Below are 21,035 nucleotides of genomic sequence, written 5' to 3' on the forward strand. Positions count from 1 at the left end.
TGTGCGGGGGCTGCGGCCGTTCGTGTGTCCGGTGACGCCGGACCCTGGTTAATGGCAACCGTTTTCAGCTAACCTGGTGTCGGACCGCCGATCCGAAGGGGCCCGGCACCGCTGCCTTCCGGTGCCGGGCCCCTTTTTGGTGCCGGGCTTCTCCGGACCCTCAACCGGAGAAGCCGACGTGCGCGAGCCGGACGGGGCCGCGCAACCCGAGGCGGACGTCGTGGACGCCCTCGGCGGTGAGGCCGGCCGTGAGGGTGGTGTAGGTGTACGGGTCCGCCGTGGGGGTGTCCAGGGTGAGCGCCGTCCGTGCCGGGCCGCCGTCCAGGGAGAGCTCCACGGTGCCCTCGCCCGCCACCCGCACCGTCACCTCTCGCACGCCGACGCCGAAGTCACAGGCGTGGTAGACCAGTTCGGCCGTCGTGCCGTGGGCCGGGGTCACCGCGTCGCCCGCGGTCTTCGTACGGTCCACGATCGCGACCCCGGACTGCTCGTCGAAGTCCGCGGCGGACAGGCCGTGTTCGCGCACCGGGCGCGCGGCCGGCGGCTCGCCGTCCAGGTGCACGGTCGTCCGCAGCCGCACATCCTCGCTGGACGCACCCAGCAGCAGCTCGTACGGGCCCTCCTCCAGCCGCCACGCGCCCCGCCGTACATCCCAGAACTCCAGCGCGGACAGCGGTACTTCGAAGGAGACGGCGGCCCTCTCGCCGGGGGCGAGCGTGATCCTGCGGTGCGCCAGCAGCTCGCGGCGCGGGCGGGGCACCGACGCCTGGACCGCCCGGCCGTAGAGCTGGACCACCTCGTCCGCCGTCCGGTCCCCGGTGTTGGTGACCGTGCAGTCCACCAGCACCGAGCCGGCCGTCACCCGGGCGTGCGGGCCGGCGTAGGCGAAGGACGTGTACGACAGGCCGTGGCCGAACGGGAAGAGCGGGGTGCCCTCGAAGTACAGGTAGGTCTGGCGGCTGCCGATCACGTCGTAGTCGAGCAGCTCGGGCAGGTCGGCATCGGCCGCGTACCAGGTCTGGGGCAGCCGGCCGGCCGGGGAGACGTCGCCGGCCAGCACCCGGGCCAGCGCCGTGCCCGCCGCCTGCCCGCCGTGCGCCGTCCAGAGCACGGCCGGCAGCCGGTCCGTGTCCACCGCGTACGGGTACGCCGACACCAGCGCCAGCACCGTGCGCGGGTTGGCGGCGCGGGCCGCGTGCAGCAGCCGCCGCTGGTGCTCGGGCAGCAGCAGCGTCGTACGGTCCTCGGTCTCCCGGCCGTTGATGTGCGGGTCGTTGCCCGCCACCACCACGACCAGGTCCGCCCCGGCCGCCACCCGGGCCACCGCCTCCTCGCCCCGCTCGACCGTGACCACCTCGAAGACATCGCCGTCCTCGGCAACCTTCACGCCGTCGGTGGCGACCCGTACACGACGGCCCGTGCCCAGGTGCTGGAGGAGGTGACCACCGGCGTGCGGTTCCAGGCGGAACGTCTCCTGCACGACCCAGCCGCCGGGCTGGTCGGCGGAGGCGCGCACGAAGCCGTCCTCGGCGACCGAGAGATAGCGGCCGTCGGGGGCGCGCAGGGTCAGCACCCCCTCGCCCCAGTCGACCAGCGCGAACTCGCTGCCGGCCGGGCCGGTGGTGAGCGGCGGCAGATCGGTGCGCCCGGACAGCAGCGCCGGGTCCAGCGCGCCCTCGGCACCGCGCGCCCGGTCCGGGGCCTCGGCCGCCGGCACCGACAGGAACGCGCCGGACGCCGTCCGCAGCCGGACCCGGTCCACGCCCTCCGCGAACTCCACCCGATGCGCGCCGAACCGCTCGTACAGGCCCTCCAGCGGGGTGGAGCGGTGCAGGAGAGTGCCGCTGTACCAGTCGAGCTTGCACTCGTCGGCGAGCGGGCCGACGACCGCGATCCGGGCGTTTGGGGCCGGCGGCAGCAGGCCGCCGTCGTTCTTCAGCAGGACGATCGCCTGCTCGGCGGCCTCCTGGGCGAGTGCCCGGTGCGCCGGGGTGTCGAACGCGCCGGTGGTCGCGTGCGGATCATGGCGCGGGTCGAACTCGCCGAGCCGGAACCGGACGGAGAGCTGGCGGCGCACGGCGGCGTCGATGTCGGACTCCGTCAACAGGCCCTGCTCCACCGCCCCCTTGACCCGCGCGGTGATCAGCGAGCCGTCCGTGCCGTGGTCGGTGAAGCTGTCCACGCCCGCCAGCAGGGCCGCCGCGGTGGCCTCCTCGTGGGTGTCGAAGTAGTGCTCGGCGTCGACCAGGTTGGACGGCGCGCCCGCGTCCGAGCAGACCAGCAGCTCCTCGTCGGTCCAGGTGCGCAGGTGCTCGCGCAGATACGGGGAGAGGTGGTTGGGGCGGCCGTTGACCAGGTTGTAGGCCGGCATCACCCCGGCCACCGCGCCCGCCTGAACCGTCTCCCTGAAGGCGCGCAGGTCGTACTCGTGCAGCACCCGCGGGCGCACGGAGGCCGACGAAGTGGCCCGGTCCGTCTCGTTGTTGTGCGCCAGCCAGTGCTTGAGCACGGGCGCGGTACGCCAGTACAGGGGGTGGTCGCCGCGCAGACCCCGGGTGTACGCAGTGGCGATGGCGCTGGTCAGCCTGGGATCCTCCGAGTAGCCCTCCTCGTTGCGGCCCCACAGCGGGTGGCGCAGCAGGTTGACCGTGGGGGACCAGACGTTCAGCCCGACGCGGTCGTCCCGGGCGCGCATCGCACGGGCCTCCTTGCCGACCGCCTCGCCGACCCGTCGCACCAGTTCCGGGTTCCAGGTCGCGCCGAGGCCGACGGCCTGCGGGAACACGGTCGCCGGACCCATCCACGCCACCCCGTGCAGCGCCTCCTGACCGGTGCGCCAGGCGGCGACGCCGAGGCGTTCCACGGCGGGCGCGTACTGGTGCAGGAAGGAGATCTTCTCGTCCAGGGTGAGCCGCGCCAGCAGGTCGTCGACGCGCTTCGCGAACGGCAGACGCGGATCGCGGAACGGCGGGGTGGACGGCGAGTCAACGGTCACGTGAGGTTCCCCTTGCGCATGGAGCGGCTGACGCTTTCGAAGCGCTTCGATGCTGGGTGCGCGGCAGCCGGGGTGTCAAGGTGCCGGTGCGAAACAGGGCCGACGCTTCTCCGGAAGGGCAAGGCGCGTGACGGCCACCCGGAGGAGCGTCGGGGGTCCGGGGAAACTTGGAATCGGCCCTTGTGTGCCCCCAGGTGTTCACTTAACCTCGCAGCAACATCGAAGCGCTTCGACGGCTGCCCACGCACCACAGCGCTTCCGCTCAGCCGATCCACCGAAGACACCGCAACCGACGGCCCACCGCCGGGTGTCCTGGTGCGCCACGAAGGGTTGACGCAATGACGCCGAACGCCGCCTCCTCCGCTCCCAGCAGGAGAAGCTTCCTCGCCTCCACCGCGGTCGCCGCCGCGGCGGTGGCCGGCGGACTCCCGCTGCTCACCGCCTGCGGCGGCGGGCAGGAGGGCCGCAAGGAAGGCACCACCTCCGGCAAGGCGGCCCGAAAGCTCCTCCCCGCGTACGTGGCATCGAGCGTCGTCGCCCCGGACATCCCCGCGAAGAACGGCTCCGCCGCCGGCTTCACCAAGGCCCTCGCCCCGCACCGGCTGAAGACCTCGGTGCCGAAGAAGCTCGGCAGCGGCGGCGAGCTGACGATCATGGCACCGCTGTGGGGCACCCCGCCGGACAACGGCAACCCGTACTACAAGGCCATGAACGAGGCCATCGGCGTCGAGACCAGGTGGCAGAACCAGGACGGCAACACCTACGACGAGAAGCTCGGCGCGATCCTCGCCTCCAGCGACATCCCGGACGTCGTGGTCGTCCCCGGCTGGAACCTCAACGGCAAGATCCCCAGCGCCGTCAACGCCAAGTTCGCCGACCTCGGCCCCTACCTGTCCGGCGACAAGGTCAAGGACTACCCCAACCTCGCCGCCGTCCCCACCGACGCCTGGCAGCGCTCCATCTTCGGCGGCCTGCTGCGGGCGGTCCCGCTGCCCGCCTCCTACGTCACCAACATCGCGCCCTTCTACCGCAAGGACGTCTTCGACGAGCGCGGCTGGCAACCCCCGAAGACCACCGACGAGTTCCTCGCCTGGGCGAAGGAGGCCACCGACGCCAAGGGCGGGGTGTGGGCCTGCTCCGACATGAAGTGGACCGCGTTCAACGCCTTCGGCGTACTCAACGGCAGCGACAAGGCGCTGTGGTGGAACCTCCAGGGCGGCAAGCTGGTCAACCGCGTCGAGACCGAGGAGTACCTCGAAGCCCTGGAGTGGGCCCGCAAACTGTTCGCCGCCGGTGTGGTCCACCCCGACGACAAGGCCGGCAAGACCGCCAACCCGGCAGGCACCCGGTTCGGCGCCGGCAAGCTCCTCGTCTACAACAACGACCTGTCCGACTGGTTCGGCAAGACCTCCGAACAGCACGCGCAGAACCCGGACTTCGAGATGGCCGCGATGGACATCTTCACCCACGACGGCGGCGACCCCCTCCTGTGGGCCGTCCAGCCCTGCAACATCTTCACCTTCGTCAGCAAGTCGGCGTCGGAGCAGAAGATCAAGGACTTTCTCGCCATCGCCAACTTCTGTGCCGCCCCCTACGGCACGAAGGAGCGCCTGCTCGCCGAGTACGGCGTCGAGGGCACCGACTTCACCCTCGACAAGGGCGTGCCCACCAAGACCACCAAGGGCGTCAACGAGGTCCTCGGCGCCTTCGACTACACCGGCAAGCCCGCCGCCTACGTCGCCCACCCCGACTTCCCCGAGGTCACCCGGGGCATGATCGAGTGGCAGCAGCGCATGGGCGCCTTCACCAAGAAGTCCTCCTTCTACGGCCTGACGATCACCGAACCCGGCCGCTGGTCCAACCTCGCCGACGACTTCGAACAGCTGGAGGACGACGTCGTCCGCGGCCGCAAGAAGATCAGCGACGTGCAGCAGGCGGTCTCCGAGTGGAGGAAGCAGGGCGGCGACGACCTGCGCGACTGGTACCGCGAGCTGCTCGACTCCACCGGTTCGGCGCAGTGACCTCCGCCGTGCCCCGCAGCAGGGCCGGGGCGAAACGGAAACCGGTGGCGTCCGGCGCCACCGGCCGCCGGGAGCGCACCCGGGGGACCGGCCTGCGCACCAGGTTCCGGCGCGACCGCACCCTGATCCTGATGACCCTGCCCGTGGTGCTGCTGCTCCTGGTCTTCCACTACGTCCCGATCCTCGGCAACGTCGTCGCCTTCCAGGACTACGACCCCTACCTCGGCGACAACGGCTTCACCGCCGTCTTCCAGAGCCCCTGGGTCGGCCTGGACCAGTTCCAACGGGTCTTCGACGACGCCGGCTTCTGGCACGCCGTACAGAACACGTTCGTCCTCTTCCTCCTCCAGCTGGTGCTGTTCTTCCCGATCCCGATCGCGCTGGCCCTGCTCATCAACAGCGTGCTCCGGCCCCGGGTCCGCGCGGTCGCCCAGGCGATCATGTATCTGCCGCACTTCTTCTCCTGGGTGCTGGTCGTCACCGTCTTCCAGCAGATCTTCGGCGGCGCCGGCGTCCTCGCGCAGACCCTGCGCGCACACGGGCACCCGGGCTTCGACCTCATGACCGACCCGTCGGTCTTCAAGTACCTGGTGACCGCCGAGATGGTCTGGAAGGACGCGGGCTGGGGCGTCATCGTCTTCCTCGCGGCCCTGGCCGCCGTCTCCAACGACCTGTACGAGGCCGCCGCGATGGACGGCGCCGGGCGCTGGCGCCGCATGTGGCACATCACGCTGCCCGCGCTGCGGCCGGTGATCGCCCTGCTGCTGGTGCTGCGCGTCGGCGACGCCCTCACCGTCGGCTTCGAGCAGTTCCTGCTCCAGCGGCAGGCGGTCGGCCCGGACGCCTCCGAGGTGCTCGACACGTACGTGTGGTGGAACGGCATCCGCAACCAGGACTTCAGCTACGCGGCGGCAGCCGGCCTGATCAAGGGCGTCGTCGGACTGACCCTCGTCCTCGTGGCGAACAAGGCGGCCCACCTGATGGGCGAGCAGGGGGTGTACAAGAAGTGAGCGCCGTGGTCGACCGGCCGGCGCCGGAGGGTGTGCGCGAGCGGAGCCGGTGGGCCGCGCCGCCCCGGCCGGCCTGGGAGGAGGAGCCGGCGAAGGCCGGACTCGCCGCGAAGGGGCTGGTCCTCGGGATCGCGTGCTTCGCCGTCCTGTTCCCGCTGTGGATCGTGATCGTCACCAGCCTGTCCCCGAAGAAGGTCATCGACGACACCGGCGGACTCGTGGTGATCCCCAAGGGCATCACGTTCGTCGCCTACCAGGAACTGCTCGGCGGCGGCCAGGTCCAGCGGGCCGCGCTGGTCAGCGTCGGGGTGACCGTCGTCGGCACGCTGTTCAGCATGACGGTGTCGGTGCTGTGCGCCTACGGCCTGTCCCGCCGGGACTCGCTGGGCCACCGCTGGATCCTGATGACGCTGCTCGCCACGATGTTCTTCGGCGCCGGGCTGATCCCGACGTACCTGCTGGTGCAGGCGCTCGGCCTCACCGACACCTACCTGGCGCTGATCCTGCCGAGCGCGGTGAGCGTGTTCAACATCCTCGTGCTGCGCGGGTTCTTCATGGGCATCTCGCCCGAACTCGTCGACAGCGCGCGGATCGACGGGGCGGGGGACTGGCGGATCCTGTGGCGGATCGTGCTGCCGCTGTCCCGGGCCGTGCTCGCGGTGATCACGCTGTTCTACGCGGTCGGGTACTGGAGTGCCTGGTTCAACGCGTCGATCTACCTCACCGACCAGGAGAAGATGCCGCTGCAGAACGTGATGATCCAGCTGGTGCAGAAGCAGGAACGGCCGGTGGGGCTGTCGGCCCAGATCAACACCGGGCAACTGTCGCCGCTGGCCATCCAGATGGCCGTGATGGTGCTGGCCCTGCTGCCGGTGGCCGTCCTCTCGCCGTTCGTCCAGAGGCATTTCCGCAAGGGGATGCTGACGGGAGCGGTGAAGGGGTGACGGCGGCGCCTGTGGAAGGGGGCGGTGCGGTGCGTCGGCGACTGCGGCTCCGCGTGGGTCGCTCGCGCGGTTCCCCGCGACGCCCCAGCCCTCGTACCGGACCACCCACGCAGACACCCCACCCGAGGTACCCGATGCCCACCCGCAGAACAGTCCTGGCCGGCACCGCAGCAGCCGCCGCACTCACGACCCTGCCCGCCCACGTACACGCGGCCGAACCCGAAAGGGCCGCGTACCGCTGGCGCACCGCGGTCATCGGCGGCACCGGATTCGTCACCGGTCTCCTCTTCCACCCCGCCGCCCCCGGCCTGGCCTACGCCCGCACCGACATCGGCGGCGCCTACCGCTGGGACCGGGACACCGACCGCTGGACCCCCCTGACCGACCACCTCGGCTGGGACGACTGGAACCTGCTCGGCGTCGAGGCCCTGGCGGTCGACCCGGCCCGCCCCGACCGGCTGTACCTGGCCCTCGGCACGTACGCCCGGCCCTGGGCCGGCAACGGAGCCCTCCTGCGCTCGGAGGACCGCGGCCGCACCTGGCACCGCAGTGCCCTCCCCGTCCCGCTCGGCGCCAACGAGGACGGCCGCGGCACCGGCGAACGGCTCCTGGTCGACCCGCGCGACAGCGACACCCTCTGGCTGGGCACCCGCCACGACGGTCTGCTCAAGTCCACGGACAGGGGCGCCAGTTGGCTGCGGAGCAGCGGCTTCCCGGGAGTCCCGAGCGGTACCGGTCAAGGTGTCACCCTGCTCCTCGCCGCCGGCCGCACTCTCTACGCCGGATGGGGCGACGGCGACGGCACGGGCGCGCACCCGAACCTGTACCGCACCACCGACGGCACGAGATGGGAACCCGTCCCCGGACAGCCCGTCGGCGCCTGCGCGAAGGTCCCCGTCCGCGCCGCCCACGACCCCCGTGCCCACGCGCTGTACGTCACGTACGCCGACGCGCCCGGCCCGAACGGCCAGACCACCGGCAGCGTGCACAGGCTGGACACCGCCACCGGTGCGTGGACCGATGTCACCCCGGCCGTCCCGGGCGGTGCCGACACCTTCGGCTACGGCGGCATCGCCGTGGCCGCCGGCCGCCCCGGCACGGTCGTGGTGTCCACCAACAACCGCTGGTCGGCGGTCGACACCCTGTACCGCAGCACCGACGGAGGCCGCAGCTGGGCCTCCCTGAAGGACACCGCCGTGCTGGACGTGTCCGAGACGCCGTACCTGAACTGGGGTGCGGAGAAACCGAAGTTCGGCTGGTGGATCCAGGCCGTCGCCGTGGACCCGTACGACAGCGCGCACATCCTCTACGGCACCGGCGCCACCGTCTACGGCACCCGCGACCTCGTCCACTGGGCGCCCCGGGTCCGCGGCCTGGAGGAGACCTCGGTCCGGCAGCTGATCTCACCGCCCACCGGGCAGGCCACCTTGATCAGCGGCAACGGGGACATCGGGGTGCTGTACCACGAGCGGCTGACCGCCTCCCCGAGGCCCGGCATGGCCACGAACCCCGTCTTCGGCACGGCGACCGGCCTCGCGCTGGCCGCGGCGAAACCGTCGTACGTCGTGCGCACCGGCTGGGGCGACCACGGCAACGGCGCCTTCTCCACCGACGGCGGACGCACCTGGTCGCCCTTCCCGGCCCAGCCCGCCCTCGCCGAGGACGCCCCCGGCCCCATCGCCGTCAGCGCCGACGGCAGCGTGCTGCTGTGGACCTTCGTGCACGGGGACGGGACCGGTTACCCCGCCCACCGCTCGGCGGACGGCGGACGCACCTGGGCCGAGGTGCCGTCCTTCCCCAAGGGGGCCACCCCGGTCGCCGACCCCGCCGACCCGGCCGTCTTCCACGCCTACGACACCGTCACCGGGACCCTGTACGGCAGTACCGACCACGGCCGTACCTTCGTCCCCCGGTTCTCCCGACTGCCTGCCGGTGACAGCCAGTTCCAGCTGGCCGCGGCCCCGGGGCGGACGGGCGACCTGTGGGTGAGCGCCAAGGAGAACGGGCTGTACCGGTCCACCGACGCGGGCGCGGACTTCACCAGGGTCGACGGGGTCCGGGCGTCGTACACCCTCGGGTTCGGCAAGGCCGCCCCCGGCGCCCGCTACCCGGCCCTCTACCAGGTGGGCGCGCTCACCGGTTCCGGTGTGGCCGTCCTGCGCTCCGACGACGAGGGACGCACCTGGGTGCGGATCAACGACGACGCCCACCAGTGGGGCTGGACCGGGCAGGCCGTCACCGGTGACCCCCGCCGCTACGGCCGGGTCTACCTCGCCACCAACGGGCGGGGCATCCAGTACGGGGAGCCCGCGTGAAGCCGACCCTCGCCGACGTCACCCGGGGCCGCCTCCTCTTCGGCGGCGACTACAACCCCGAGCAGTGGCCGCAGGAGACCTGGCACGAGGACGTCCGGCTGATGCGGGAGGCCGGGGTCAACTCCGTCACGGTCGGCGTGTTCTCCTGGTCGCGGCTCGAACCGGAACCCGGGGCGCGGGAATTCGGCTGGCTGGACCGTCTGATGGACCTCCTGCACGAGCACGGCGTCGGGGTCGTCCTCGCCACGCCCACCTCCTCCCCGCCGCCCTGGCTGGGCCGGCTGCACCCGGACACCCTGCCCCGGGACGCCGACGGCCGGATCGAATGGTGGGGCGGCCGGCAGCACTTCTCGCACTCCAGCGCCACCTACCGCCGGTACGCCGCCGCCATCACCGAGGACCTGGCCGCCCGCTACTCCGGCCACCCGGCGCTCACCATGTGGCACATCAACAACGAGTACTGCACCTTCGACTACGGCGACGAGGCCGCCGCCGCCTTCCGCCGCTGGCTGAGGGAGAAGTACGGCAGCCTGGACGCCCTCAACTCGGCCTGGGGCACCGACTTCTGGAGCCAGGGCTACGACACCTGGGACGGCATCCTGCCGCCGCGCCGGCCGCACTACATGAGGAACCCCGGCCAGGTGCTGGACTTCCGGCGGTTCACCTCCGACATGCTCCTGGAGTGCTACACCGCCGAGCGGGACATCGTCCGCCGGCACACCCCGCACCTGCCGGTCACCACCAACTTCATGCCGCTGTGGACCGGGCAGGACGGCTGGCGCTGGGCCCGCGAGGAGGACGTCGTCTCCGTCGACCTGTATCCCGACCCGCGCGACCCGCTCGGCGCCCAGCGCGGCGCGCTCGTGCAGGACCTCACCCGCTCGCAGGCGCGGGGGCCGTGGATGCTGATGGAACAGGCGGCCGGGCCGGTCAACTGGCGCGGGGTGAACCACCCCAAACCGCGCGGACTGAACCGGCTGTGGTCCCTCCAGGCCGTCGCCCGCGGCGCCGACGCCGTCTGCTACTTCCAGTGGCGCCAGTCCCGGCAGGGCGCCGAGAAGTTCCACTCCGGGATGGTCGGCCACGCCGGGCCCGAGGGCCGTACGTTCCAGGAGGTCAAGCGGCTCGGCGCCGACCTGGCCCGGATCGCGGACCAGGTGTCCGGCAGCCGGATCAGCGCCGATGTGGCGATCCTGCACGACTGGGACTCCTGGTGGGCCGGGGACCACGAAGGGCGCCTGTCGACGCTGGTCGACTTCCCCGAGGTGCTCACCGCCTGGCACCGCGCCCTGTGGGAGGCCCACCTCACCGCCGACTTCGCCCACCCGGAGGACGACCTGTCCGGCTACCGGCTGGTCGTCGCCCCGCAGTTGTACCTCCTCACCGACCCGGCCCTCGCCAACCTCCTCGCGTACGCCGGTGCGGGGGGCACCCTCGTGTGCGGTTTCCTCACCGGCGTCGTCGACGAGGACGACCGGGTCCGCCCCGGCGGCATGGACGCCCGGCTGCGCGAGCTGTTCGGCATCCGCACCCTGCACGAGTGGTGGCCGCTGGAGGCGGGGGAGACCATCCGGTGCGAGGGGTTCCGCGGCACGCTGTGGTCGGAGGAGATCGAGCCGCTGCCCGGGGCCGCCGAGACCGTGCCCTACCGGGGCGGGGAACTGGACGGGCTGCCCGCCGTACTGCGCCGGGACCGCGCCTGGTACCTGTCCACGCTGCCCGAGCCGCAGGCGCTGCGCTCCCTGCTGGCTGGCATCGCCGCCGGGGCCGGTATCCGGCCGGTGCTGGACGGACTGCCCGAGGGGGTGGAGGCGGTGCGCCGGGGGGAACTGCTGTTCCTGCTGAACCACGGGCGGGAACCGGTCACCGTCCCGGTCCCGGGCACCCACCGCGACCTGCTCGGGAACACCGAGGTCAGGGACGCGGTCACCCTCGGCCGCTACGGCGTGGCGGTACTGCGGCCATGAGCGCCACCCCGGTCCACGGCACCTGGGAGCCGGCCCCGGCCGCGCGCTGGGAGGACGCCTTCCTCAGTGGCAACGGCCACCACGGCGCCCTTGTGTTCGGCGACCCGGACGACGAGCGGGTCATCGTCACCCAGCACACCCTCGTCCGGCCCAACGGCGGCGAACACGCCCGGCCGCCCCGGCTGGCCGCCGCGCTCCCAAAGGTCCAGGACCGGCTGCTCGCCGGGCACCTCACCGCCGCCGAGGCCCTCACCGACGGCCGCCCGCTGCAGTGGGTGCAGCCCTTCCACCCCGCCTTCCGGGTCCGGGTGCGCCGGCCGGCGGGCACCGCCCGGGAGACGCGCCGGGCCGTCGACTTCACCAGCGGCGAGGTCACCGCGGCCCACGGCGGCACCGCGAGCCGTGTCTTCGTCTCCCGCGCGGACGACGTGATCGTCCACGAGGTCACCGCCGGCGACCTGCACATCACCCTGGACCACCGGCTGCCGGGCGCCCCGGCCGGGCTGCGGGTCGGGCACGGCGCGCTGCTCACCCCCGAGGGCGCCCTGCTGAGCCTGCGCGTGCGGTACCCGGACAGCGACCGCGCCTACACCGGCGTCACCCTCGTCGCCGTCGCCGGCGGCCGGACGGAACTCACCCCGCCGGGCGTCCGCGTCACCGGCTGCCGCTCCGCGCTGCTGCTCACCCGGGTGCTCCGGCACACCGGCGAGACGGACGTCATCGCCGCCGCCCGGCACCTGAAGGACCTGCTCGACGGCACCGACCGCCCCTACGGCACCCTGCTCGCCCGCCACCTGGACCGGCACCGCCCCGCCTATCTGCGGGTCGGTCTCGACCTCGGCGCCGACCCGGCCGAGCGCGCCCTGCCCGGCTCCGAGCTGCTGAAGCGCCCGCACAGCCCGGCCCTGCTGGAACGGCTGTTCGCGGCCGGCCGCTACCACCTGCTCTCCAGCAGCGGCCACCACCCGCCCCGGCTCACCGGACTGTGGACCGGCGACTGGGACACCGCCTGGTCCGGGGCGTTCACCACCAACGCCAACCTCAACCTCCAGACCGCCGCCGCGCCCGCCGCCGCGCTGCCCGAGGTCACCGAGGCGCTGGCCGCCTTCGTCGCCCGGCAACTGCCCGACTGGCGGGCCAACGCCCGCTCGATCTTCGGCACCCGGGGCGCGGTCGCGCCCTCGCACAGCGACGGCGAGTCCGGGCTGTCGTACCACTTCAGCCGCGAGTACCCGCTGCACCTGTGGACCGCCGGGGCGGACTGGCTGCTCAAACCGCTGGTCGACCACGACGAGATCCGCGGCGAGCACGACCCGCGCACCGCCGCCGCGCTCGCCGAGGCCGCCCTGTTCTACGAGGACTTCCTGACCCGCACCGACGCCGACGGCCACCTGGTGATCGTGCCCTCCTACTCGCCGGAGAACCGCCCCGCGAACGGCGGCTGGGGCGCGCTCAACGCGGCCATGGACCTTTCCGCCGCCCGGCACACCCTGCTCACCGCCGCCCGCTACCACCCCGAACACGCGGACAAGTGGCGGGCGTTGGCCGAGCGGCTGCCCCCGCACCGGATCAACTCCGACGGCGCCCTCGCCGAATGGGCCTGGCCCGGCCTCCACGACAACTACGACCACCGCCACCTCAGCCATCTCTACGGCGTCTGGCCCCTGGAGGAGATCACCCCCTACGACACCCCGCGCCTGGCCGCCGCCGCCCACCGGGCGCTCGGGCTGCGCGGCGCCGAGAACGACTCCGCCCACGGCCGGCTGCACCACGCCCTGATCGCCGCCCGGCTCGGCGACCGGGACCGGGCCGGGCGCGCCCTGCGCCGGGTCCTCGACGGCGACTTCTTCCACGCCTCCCTGATGAGCGCCCACTACCCCCGCCGTGACGTCTACAACGCGGACGCCGCGCACACCCTCCCCGGCGTGCTCATCGAGATGCTCGTGCAGTCCACCCCGGACCGCCTGATCCTGCTCCCCGCCGTCCCGGACACCTGCCCGCGCGGCGAACTGCGCGGGATCCGCACCCGGTTCGGCGCCGAGGTCGATCTCGCCTGGGGCCCGGACGGCGCCCGGGCCGTCGTACGCCCCGGCCGCACCCACCGCGTGGAACTGCGGACTTCCTCCGGCACCGAACCCCTCGAACTGGTCGCCGGAGAAGACCGCGTCCTCACCCTGAGGGCGCGGTGACACTCCCCACACCCCCACCCATGGAAGGGACACCATGGCAACGAGCACCATCGGCCGGGTCGCCAAGGCCCTGCTCGCCCCCGCACTGGCCCTCGGCGCCACCGTCGGCCTCGCCTCGGCGCCCGCCTCCGCCGCCGTCTGGAACACCTGCGACCAGTGGGGCAACACCACCCTGAACGGCTACACCCTCTACAACAACATCTGGGGCTCCGGCGCCGGCAGCCAGTGCGTGTGGGCCAACTCCGGCACCAACTGGGGCGTGCACGCCGACCACCCCAACACCGGCGGGATCAAGTCCTACCCCAACGCCAAGAAGGTGATCAACAAGCCGATCACCTCGCTGACCTCGCTCACCAGCAGCTACAACGTCACCGTCCCGGCGTCCGGCGCCTACAACACGTCGTACGACATCTGGGACACGGACTACGACTACGAGATCATGCTCTGGGTCAACAAGACCGGACCCGTCGGCCCCCTCGGCACCTCACAGGGCAACGTCACCCTGGGCGGTCACACCTGGACCGTCTACAAGGGCACCAACGGCGCCAACGAGGTGTTCTCCTTCATCCGCACCTCCAACTCCGGCTCCGGCACGGTGAACATCCTGCCGATCCTGAAGTGGATCAAGGACACCAAGCACTGGTTCGGTAACGAGACCATCGGCGACGTCCAGTTCGGCTACGAGATCACGTCCTCGTCCGGCGGCCTGGACTTCACCACCAACAGCCTGACGATCAGCGGTAGTTGAGCCGGGCCGGCTCCCTCGCGGGGGCCGGCCCCCGGCACCGGCCGGCCTCAGTCCGCGGCCGGTGCCGGTCCCGAACTCGCCCGCCGGGTCAGCTCCGGCGCGAGCAGGACGACCTCGTCGCCGCCCCGCCCGTCCAGCTTGGCCACCAGGCGCTCCACGGCCCGCCGGCCCATCTCCTGGGCGGGGATGGCCACCGAGGTCAGCCGTACCGAGGCCTGCACGGCGACCTGGTCCGGGCAGATCGCGACCACGGACACGTCCTCGGGCACCGCCCGGCCCTGCTGGCGCAGCAGCGCGAGCAGCGGCTCCACCGCCGACTCGTTCTGCACCACGAACCCGGTCGTCCCCGGGCGCTCGTCGAACACCCGGGCCAGGGTGAGGGCCATCGCGTCGTACCCGCCCTCGCACGGCCGGTGCAGCAGCCGCACGCCCGTCTCGCGGGCCGCCGAGCGCAGCCCGTCCAGGGTGCGCTCGGCGAAGCCGGTGTGCCGTTCGTAGACCGCCGGGGCCTCGCCGATGACAGCGATGTCACGGTGCCCGAGCCCCGCCAGGTGCTCCCCGCACAGCGCGCCGGTCGCGCTCCAGTCCAAGTCCACGCAGGTCAGGCCGCCGGTGTCGGCGGGCAGACCGATCAGCACGGAGGGCTGGTCGGTGCCCCGCAGCAGCGGCAGCCGCTCGTCCTCCAGCTCGACGTCCATCAGGATCATCGCGTCGGCCAGCCCGCTGCCGGTGACCCGGCGCACCGCGTCGGGGCCCTCCTCGCCGGTGAGCAGCAGGACGTCGTAGCCGTGCGTGCGGGCGGTGGTGGCCACCGCGATGGCGATCTCCATCATCACCGGCACATACAGGTCGGTGCGCAGCGGGATCATCAGCGCGATGATGTTCGACCGTTTGCCGGCCAGGGCGCGGGCGCCCGCGTTCGGGTGGTAGCCGAGTTCCCGGATGCTCTGCTCGACCCGCTGCCGGGTGCCGGCGGAGATGGACCGCTTGCCGCTGAGGACATAGCTCACCGTGCTCGCCGAGACTCCGGCGTGCTGGGCGACCTCGGCGAGGGTGACCATCCGGCTCTCCAAGCTTTGTGAAGCGCTTCGACACTGCGCGTTGCCGACAGGGTGGGTGAGGGTCTGATCGACCCTATCTCCAGGTAACCCGGGGTGTCCATAGGCTGTCGAAGCGCTTCGACAGTCAATCACTGCGCTCTCCTGGCAACCGCCACGCCGGACGGCGGCCGCCGACGGCTCGACGCGGTGGTCACCGGGGGCTCCACGCTAAACCCGGCCGGCTCCGCCCGGGTGGTGGGCCCCGCCCGTTTCGGGTACCAACGATCCAGTGGCACCGGCCGGTCCCGAACGGTCCCGGTCGTCCTTCTCCGCGGCGAGGTGACCCTCCATGTCCGCCACCACCACCCCACGCACCACCGTCACCGAGCGCGAGGCCCGCCGGGTGGCGGAGGCCGCCCGGCAGCGGGACTGGCGGGGACCCAGCTTCGCCAGGGAACTGTTCCTCGGCCGCTTCCGGCTCGACCTCATCCACCCGCACCCGCTGCCCGACGAGGAGTCCGTCCGGCGCGGCGAGGAGTTCCTGGCGAAGCTGCGCGCCTTCTGCGAGACGGAGATCGACCCCGCCCGCATCGAGCGCGAGGCCCGCATCCCGGACGAGGTGGTGGCGGGCCTGAAGGAACTGGGCGCCCTCGGCATGAAGATCGACCCCGAGTACGGCGGCCTCGGCCTCACCCAGCTCTACTACAACAAGGCCCTCGCCCTGGTCGGCTCCGTCAGCCCCGCCGTCGGCGCGCTGCTCTCCGCCCACCAGTCGATCGGCGTACCGCAGCCGTTGAAGCTGTTCGGCACGAAGGAGCAGAAGGAGGCCTTCCTGCCCCGCTGCGCCCGCGGCGACATCTCCGCGTTCCTGCTCACCGAACCGGACGTGGGCTCCGACCCGGCCCGCCTGGCCACCACGGCCGTGCCGGAGGGCGACGAGTACGTCCTCGACGGGGTGAAACTGTGGACCACCAACGGAGTGGTCGCCGACCTCCTCGTGGTCATGGCGCGGGTGCCGAAGTCCGAGGGGCACCCGGGCGGCATCACCGCGTTCGTGGTGGAGGCCGCCTCCGAGGGCATCACCGTGGAGAACCGCAACGCCTTCATGGGCCTGCGCGGCATCGAGAACGGCGTCACCCGCTTCCACCGGGTGCGGGTCCCGGCAGCCCACCGGATCGGCCCCGAGGGCGCCGGCCTGAAGATCGCCCTGACCACGCTGAACACCGGCCGGCTGTCGCTGCCCGCCCTGTGCGCGGGCGCCGGCAAGTGGTGTCTGAAGATCGCCCGGGAGTGGGCGGCGGAACGCGAGCAGTGGGGCAAGCCGGTCGGGCTGCACGAGGCCGTCGGCTCGAAGATCGCCTTCATCGCGGCGACGACCTTCGCCCTGGAGGCCGTGCTCGACCTGTCCTCCCAGATGGCCGACGAGGACCGCCGCGACATCCGCATCGAGGCCGCCCTCGCCAAGCTCTACGGCTCCGAGATGGCCTGGAGGATGGCCGACGACCTGGTCCAGATCCGCGGCGGACGCGGCTATGAGACGGCCGAGTCGCTCCGGGCACGCGGCGAACGCCCGGTCCCGGCCGAGCAGATCCTGCGCGACCTGCGCATCAACCGCATCTTCGAGGGGTCGACGGAGATCATGCACCTGCTGATCGCCCGGGAGGCCGTGGACGCCCACCTCTCGGTCGCCGGCGACCTGATCGACCCCGACAAGACCCTGGCCGACAAGGCGAGGGCGGGCGCGCACGCGGGTGTCTTCTACGCCAGGTGGCTCCCGCGACTCCTCACGGGCCCCGGCCAGCTCCCGCACTCGTATGCCGAATTCCGGCACGGCGCCGACCTCTCCGGGCACCTGCGCTACGTCGAGCGCGCGGCCCGCAGGCTCGCCCGCTCCACCTTCTACGCCATGTCCCGCTGGCAGGGCCGGCTGGAGACCAAGCAGGGCTTCCTCGGCCGGGTCGTGGACATCGGCGCCGAACTGTTCGCGATGAGCGCGGCCTGCGTACGCGCCGAACGGCTGCGCGCGGAGGGACACCACGGCCGCGAGGCCTACCGGCTCGCCGACGCCTTCTGCCGCCAGGCCCGCATCCGCGCCGACGAACTGTTCACCCGCCTGTGGACCAACACCGACGCCGCGGACCGGAGACTGGTCAAGTCCGTCCTCGCCGGCTCCCACACCTGGCTGGAGGAGGGCATCCTCGACCCGTCGGGCGAAGGGCCGTGGATCGCCGACGCGACCCCCGGCCCCCCGACACGCGAGAACGCCCGTCGTCCCTACGGGAGTTAGCAGTACTTGTCGCTCGGGTCCCGCGTCGTCCAGGAGCAGGAGGCGATCTTGGTGCCGTTGGACTTGGTCAGGGTGGCCGTGTCCTTGTCGTTGTTCCAGACGTAGGCGCGGCGGCCCTGGTACCTGTCGGACGCGGTGTTCGAGCCGCTGCCGGTGTGGATCTTCAGGTACTTCCCGGCGCCGATCGTGACGTTCGGGAGGACGTACTTGTGGTTGGAGGCGTCCTTCAGCACCCAGCCCTTGAGCGAGACGGCCCGGCCGCCGGTGTTCTTCAGCTGGACCCACTCGCCGTTCAGACTCTTGTTGGAGCGGTTGTCCGTGCCGGGGCTGTCGAACCACACGTGGTGGATCCTCACGCCCCCGGCGGCCTCGGCCGGGGTGCTGAGCAGGGTGCCGGTAAGCAGGGCCGCGCCCGCGAGTGCGGGCAGGGCGGCGCCAAGGCGCACGGTGCGCATGGAGATATCCCCCCAGGATGTCGTCCGTGAATCATGCGGAACGAAGTGTTTATCACAAGATCTTCATGCCGGTTTCACAGGAGGAATTCCGGCCACCGCACCCACCCGGGGGACGCGCTGTCCGGCCCGCCGCCCCATGCCGCAACAATGGGAGGATGACCGACAGTCCCGCCCATCCGGCACCCCTCGCCGATCCGCACCTCGTCTACGACCCCGTCGCCGGCGACGGCCCCAAGGACGTGGTGATCCTCGGCTCCACCGGATCCATCGGCACCCAGGCCATCGACCTCGTGCTGCGCAACCCCGACCGCTTCCGGGTCACCGCCCTGTCCGCGAACGGCGGCCGGGTGGCCCTCCTCGCCGAGCAGGCGCACCGGCTGCGGGTGCGGACCGTGGCGGTCGCCCGCGAGGACGTCGTACCCGCGCTGCGCGAGGCGCTCGCCGCCGCGTACGGCACCGAGCCGCTGCCCGAGATCCTCGCCGGGCCCGACGCGGCCACCGAGCTCGCCGCCTCCGACTGCCACACCGTCCTGAACGGCATCACCGGCTCCATCGGCCTCGCCCCGACCCTGGCCGCCCTGGAGGCGGGTCGCACCCTCGCGCTCGCCAACAAGGAGTCGCTGATCGTCGGCGGCCCGCTGGTCACCGCGCTCGCCAAGCCCGGCCAGATCATCCCCGTGGACTCCGAGCACGCGGCCCTCTTCCAGGCCCTCGCCGCCGGCACCCGCGCCGATGTGCGCAAGCTCGTCGTCACCGCCTCCGGCGGCCCCTTCCGCGGCCGGACCAAGGCCGAGCTGGCCGGCGTCACCGTCCAGGACGCCCTCGCCCACCCCACCTGGGCGATGGGCCCGGTGATCACCGTGAACTCCGCGACGCTGGTCAACAAGGGACTGGAGGTCATCGAGGCACACCTGCTGTACGACATTCCCTTCGACCGCATCGAGGTGGTCGTGCACCCCCAGTCGTACGTCCACTCGATGATCGAGTTCACCGACGGATCCACCATCGCCCAGGCGACGCCCCCCGACATGCGCGGGCCCATCGCCATCGGTCTCGGCTGGCCCGAACGGATCCCCGACGCCGCGCCCGCCTTCGACTGGAGCAAGGCGTCCACCTGGGAATTCTTCCCGCTGGACAACGACGCCTTCCCCTCCGTGAACCTCGCCCGGCACGTGGGGCGGCTCGCGGGCACGGCTCCGGCGGTGTTCAATGCGGCCAACGAGGAGTGCGTCGCGGCCTTCCTGGACGGCGCGCTGCCCTTCATCGGGATCATGGAGACCGTCACCCGGGTGGTCGAGGAGCACGGCACCCCGGCCGCGGGAACTTCACTCACCGTGTCGGACGTCCTCGAAGCGGAGACCTGGGCCCGCGCCCGGGCCCGTGAACTCACAGCCACGACGGCGACCGCGGAGGCGCGTGCATGACGACCTTGATGTTCATCCTCGGCATAGTGGTCTTCGTGATCGGCCTGCTCGTCTCCATCGCCTGGCACGAGCTGGGGCACCTGTCCACGGCCAAGCTCTTCGGCATCCGCGTGCCCCAGTACATGGTCGGCTTCGGCCCGACCATCTGGTCGCGCAAGAAGGGCGAGACCGAGTACGGCATCAAGGCCATCCCGGCCGGCGGCTACATCCGCATGATCGGCATGTTCCCGCCCGACGACCAGGGCCGGGTCGCCGCCCGCTCCACCTCCCCGTGGCGCGGCATGATCGAGGACGCCCGCTCGGCGGCCTTCGAGGAACTCCGGCCCGGCGACGAGACGCGCATGTTCTACACGCGCAAACCGTGGAAACGGGTCATCGTCATGTTCGCCGGGCCCTTCATGAACCTGATCCTCGCGATCGGCCTGTTCTTCTCCGTGCTCATGGGCTTCGGCGTCCAGCAGCAGACCACCACCGTCGCCTCCGTCTCGCCCTGTGTCATCGCCCAGAGCGAGAACCGCGACACCTGCAAGAAGACCGACAAGCCCTCCCCGGCCCAGGCCGCCGGCATCCACGCCCGCGACACGATCGTCTCCTTCGACGGCAAGCCCACCAAGGACTGGGACACCCTCTCGGACCTCATCCGGGACAGCGCCGGGAAGAACGTGCCGATCGTCGTGGAGCGCGACGGCGAGCGGCTCACCCTGCACGCCACGATCGCCACCAACCTGGTCACCGAGAAGGACTCCAACGGCGGCTACGTCCAGGGCAAGTACGTCGAGGCCGGCTTCCTCGGCTTCGGTGCCGCCACCGGCGTGGTCAAGATGGACTTCGACGACTCCGTGTCCTGGATGACCGACCGGGTCGGCGACGCCGTCGACTCCCTCGCCGCCCTGCCGAGCAAGATCCCCGCCCTGTGGGACGCCGCCTTCGGTGACGGCCCGCGCGAAGCGGACTCCCCGGTGGGCATCGTCGGCGCCGCCCGCATCACCGGCGACATCGCCACCCTGGACATCCCCGCCTCCCAGCAGGTGGCGATGTTCGTGATGATGCTCGGGATGTTCAACCTCTCCCTGTTCCTGTTCAACATGCTCCCGCTGCTCCCGCTGGACGGCGGGCACATCGCGGGCGCCCTGTGGGAGGCCCTCAGGCGGAACCTGGCCAAGGTGCTGCGCCGGCCCGACCCCGGCCCGTTCGATGTCGCCAGGCTGATGCCGGTGGCGTACGTGGTGGCCGGGATCTTCGTCTGCTTCACCGTCCTGGTGCTCATCGCGGACCTCGTCAACCCGGTGAAGATCTCCTAGCCACCCGGTGTTCACGCGGCCCGGAATCCCCTCGGGTTCCGGGCCGCCCGGGACCGCGCCGGATTACGGGTGTGATGTGTGGCGCGCGGCCCGGTGCCGTAATCTCGGACCCTGGAGCCCGCCGTTCACGGGACCCGGATCCTGAACCACGACTTGGGGTTGCACAGCAGATGACTGCGATTTCTCTCGGCATGCCGTCCGTTCCGACCAAGCTCGCCGAGCGCCGGAAGAGCCGGCAGATCCAGGTCGGAAGCGTGGCGGTCGGCGGGGACGCGCCGGTGTCGGTGCAGTCGATGACCACGACCCGTACGTCCGACATCGGCGCCACGCTCCAGCAGA

14 protein-coding genes are annotated in these 21,035 nt (G+C 72.0%); 11 read left to right on the top strand and 3 right to left on the bottom strand.

Annotation, left to right across the window (positions count from 1 at the left end; all coding sequences use genetic code 11):
- Positions 1-160: 160 nt before the first annotated feature.
- On the bottom strand, positions 161-2,995 hold the full coding sequence (locus ABD350_RS18725; RefSeq protein ID WP_344349285.1) for a glycoside hydrolase family 3 C-terminal domain-containing protein: 2,835 nt from the start codon (positions 2,993-2,995) through the stop codon (positions 161-163).
- A 338-nt stretch (positions 2,996-3,333) separates the two neighbouring features.
- Between ABD350_RS18725 and ABD350_RS18730 the strand changes: the two genes are divergently transcribed.
- The 7 genes from ABD350_RS18730 (at position 3,334) to ABD350_RS18760 (ending at position 14,189) form a co-directional block, all read left to right on the top strand.
- The gene (locus tag ABD350_RS18730) at positions 3,334-5,016 is read left to right on the top strand and encodes an extracellular solute-binding protein (protein WP_344349286.1); all 1,683 of its coding nucleotides are present in this window, start codon (positions 3,334-3,336) and stop codon (positions 5,014-5,016) included.
- 44 nt (positions 5,017-5,060) lie between these two features.
- On the top strand, positions 5,061-6,026 hold the full coding sequence (locus tag ABD350_RS18735; protein WP_344349287.1) for an ABC transporter permease: 966 nt from the start codon (positions 5,061-5,063) through the stop codon (positions 6,024-6,026).
- Positions 6,023-6,970, top strand: coding sequence for a carbohydrate ABC transporter permease (locus ABD350_RS18740; RefSeq protein ID WP_344349288.1), 948 nt, complete (start codon positions 6,023-6,025; stop codon positions 6,968-6,970). Before ABD350_RS18735 ends, ABD350_RS18740 begins: the two co-directional genes overlap by 4 nt.
- A 134-nt stretch (positions 6,971-7,104) precedes the next feature.
- The gene (locus ABD350_RS18745) at positions 7,105-9,285 is read left to right on the top strand and encodes a WD40/YVTN/BNR-like repeat-containing protein (RefSeq protein ID WP_344349289.1); all 2,181 of its coding nucleotides are present in this window, start codon (positions 7,105-7,107) and stop codon (positions 9,283-9,285) included.
- A complete protein-coding gene (locus ABD350_RS18750; protein WP_344349290.1) occupies positions 9,282-11,252 on the top strand; it encodes a beta-galactosidase in 1,971 nt (656 codons plus the stop codon). The genes ABD350_RS18745 and ABD350_RS18750 overlap by 4 nt, the downstream gene beginning before the upstream one ends.
- The gene (locus tag ABD350_RS18755) at positions 11,249-13,441 is read left to right on the top strand and encodes a glycosyl hydrolase family 95 catalytic domain-containing protein (RefSeq protein ID WP_344349291.1); all 2,193 of its coding nucleotides are present in this window, start codon (positions 11,249-11,251) and stop codon (positions 13,439-13,441) included. Before ABD350_RS18750 ends, ABD350_RS18755 begins: the two co-directional genes overlap by 4 nt.
- A 34-nt stretch (positions 13,442-13,475) precedes the next feature.
- On the top strand, positions 13,476-14,189 hold the full coding sequence (locus ABD350_RS18760) for a glycoside hydrolase family 12 protein (RefSeq protein WP_344349292.1): 714 nt from the start codon (positions 13,476-13,478) through the stop codon (positions 14,187-14,189).
- A 47-nt stretch (positions 14,190-14,236) separates the two neighbouring features.
- On the opposite strand, the gene ABD350_RS18765 is transcribed toward ABD350_RS18760, so the two are convergent.
- A complete protein-coding gene (locus ABD350_RS18765; RefSeq protein WP_344349293.1) occupies positions 14,237-15,250 on the bottom strand; it encodes a LacI family DNA-binding transcriptional regulator in 1,014 nt (337 codons plus the stop codon).
- A gap of 328 nt (positions 15,251-15,578) precedes the next feature.
- On the opposite strand from ABD350_RS18765, the gene ABD350_RS18770 reads away from it, so the two are divergent.
- On the top strand, positions 15,579-17,516 hold the full coding sequence (locus ABD350_RS18770) for an acyl-CoA dehydrogenase family protein (RefSeq protein WP_344349294.1): 1,938 nt from the start codon (positions 15,579-15,581) through the stop codon (positions 17,514-17,516).
- Here ABD350_RS18770 and ABD350_RS18775 read toward each other — a convergent pair.
- Entirely contained in the window at positions 17,513-17,971 is a 459-nt protein-coding gene (locus ABD350_RS18775; protein WP_344349295.1) for a lamin tail domain-containing protein, read from the bottom strand. The two genes, ABD350_RS18770 and ABD350_RS18775, sit on opposite strands and share 4 nt — an antisense overlap.
- A 155-nt stretch (positions 17,972-18,126) precedes the next feature.
- Between ABD350_RS18775 and dxr the strand changes: the two genes are divergently transcribed.
- From dxr to ABD350_RS18790, 3 genes are all read left to right on the top strand, one after another.
- On the top strand, positions 18,127-19,395 hold the full coding sequence (gene dxr, locus ABD350_RS18780; protein ID WP_344349296.1) for a 1-deoxy-D-xylulose-5-phosphate reductoisomerase: 1,269 nt from the start codon (positions 18,127-18,129) through the stop codon (positions 19,393-19,395).
- A gap of 8 nt (positions 19,396-19,403) precedes the next feature.
- Complete coding sequence (locus ABD350_RS18785; protein ID WP_344349304.1) at positions 19,404-20,696, top strand: M50 family metallopeptidase; 1,293 nt, start codon at positions 19,404-19,406, stop codon at positions 20,694-20,696.
- Between the two features lie 170 nt (positions 20,697-20,866).
- Positions 20,867-21,035: flavodoxin-dependent (E)-4-hydroxy-3-methylbut-2-enyl-diphosphate synthase (locus tag ABD350_RS18790; RefSeq protein ID WP_260828868.1), on the top strand; the 169-nt coding region annotated here is incomplete at its 3' end.

It is taken from the genome of Streptomyces nogalater, assembly GCF_039532885.1.
Lineage (GTDB): Bacteria > Actinomycetota > Actinomycetes > Streptomycetales > Streptomycetaceae > Streptomyces > Streptomyces nogalater.

Coding starts and splice junctions, on each gene's coding strand:
- ABD350_RS18785 (WP_344349304.1), top strand. CDS start 19,404: ATGTTCATCCTCGGCATAGTGGTCTTCGTGATCGGCCTGCTCGTCTCC.
- ABD350_RS18760 (WP_344349292.1), top strand. CDS start 13,476: ATGGCAACGAGCACCATCGGCCGGGTCGCCAAGGCCCTGCTCGCCCCC.
- ABD350_RS18730 (WP_344349286.1), top strand. CDS start 3,334: ATGACGCCGAACGCCGCCTCCTCCGCTCCCAGCAGGAGAAGCTTCCTC.
- ABD350_RS18775 (WP_344349295.1), bottom strand. CDS start 17,971: ATGCGCACCGTGCGCCTTGGCGCCGCCCTGCCCGCACTCGCGGGCGCG.
- ABD350_RS18755 (WP_344349291.1), top strand. CDS start 11,249: ATGAGCGCCACCCCGGTCCACGGCACCTGGGAGCCGGCCCCGGCCGCG.
- dxr (WP_344349296.1), top strand. CDS start 18,127: ATGACCGACAGTCCCGCCCATCCGGCACCCCTCGCCGATCCGCACCTC.
- ABD350_RS18765 (WP_344349293.1), bottom strand. CDS start 15,250: ATGGTCACCCTCGCCGAGGTCGCCCAGCACGCCGGAGTCTCGGCGAGC.
- ABD350_RS18770 (WP_344349294.1), top strand. CDS start 15,579: ATGTCCGCCACCACCACCCCACGCACCACCGTCACCGAGCGCGAGGCC.
- ABD350_RS18745 (WP_344349289.1), top strand. CDS start 7,105: ATGCCCACCCGCAGAACAGTCCTGGCCGGCACCGCAGCAGCCGCCGCA.